This is a genomic window from Sphingomonas sp. 28-62-20 (genome assembly GCF_002281505.1).
On sequence record NZ_NCGH01000084.1, the window covers coordinates 1 to 1,058 of the forward strand.

The 1,058-nt window shown below is 59.8% G+C and carries 1 protein-coding gene; it reads left to right on the plus strand.

Annotated features, from left to right (window positions below; genetic code table 11):
* The coding region (locus B7Y43_RS20210; protein WP_374133443.1) for an ATP-binding protein at positions 1-1,058 on the plus strand (1,058 nt) is incomplete at both ends.

The following is a 1,058-nucleotide window of genomic DNA, read 5'->3' on the forward strand; positions in this document are numbered from 1 at the left end:
GGTTGGGGCCAAGACCATCGTGATCGATGACGGCCGCAGCTTCGAGCATATGGCCAAGGCGCTTGGCGGGACATTCACCGAGTTCAAGCTGTCGTCGGGTATTTCGATCAACCCGTTTCGCATGATCGACGAGGCCCTTGCCGAAGGGGACGACGACTATCTGGTCGACTGCCTTGCGATGCTCAAATCCATCGTGTCGCAGATGGCGCGCAACGAGACTCGGCTCAATGACACCGAACGCGGGCTTATCGACCAGGCGGTCAATCTTGTGTGGGACACCCATGGGCGGGATGGCACAATCGATCACGTGATGCAGGCCCTAAAGGGCCACGAGCATCCTTTCGCCTATGATCTGGCGACCTCGCTGCTGCCGTTCGCGGCCAAGGGCACCTACGGGAAGTTCTTCCTTGGCGATGCCAACCTTGATCTGTCAGCCGATCTTACCGTGTTCGAGCTCTCGGACCTTGCGACCCGGGTGGAGCTGCGCGGCGTCGTTCTGACCTCGATCATGTTCATTGCCTCGCAGGTTATGCGCCGGATGGACCGCGCGATCCCGAAACCGCTGATCATCGATGAGGCCTGGCAGATGCTGAAGGGCGGGGCGATGGCCGACTTCGTCGAGACCTATTCGCGCACCTGCCGCAAATATGGCGGCGCGCTGATCACCGCGACGCAGTCGATCCACGATTACTACAAATCCGAAGGCTCGCGGGCCGCCCTCGAAAACTCCGACTGGTTCCTCATCCTCCAGCAGAAGGGCGAGACCATCTCGGATTTCCGCAATTCGGACCGGTTCGAGATGGACAACATGACCGAGGCTTTGCTGCGGTCGCTGAAGCGCAATGGCACCGACTATTCGGACATCTTCATCAGGGGCCCAGAGACCGAATGCGTCGCTCGGCTCGTCCTCGACCGGTTCTCAGGCACGCTCTATTCATCGAGCCCGCATGTCTTCGCTCAGATCGAGGACTATGTGCATCGTGGCTACCGGATGCCCGAAGCGATCGAGGCGGTGGCTTTCCCTGAAGAACATCGAGAGCCTGAAGGACTTCCGATGA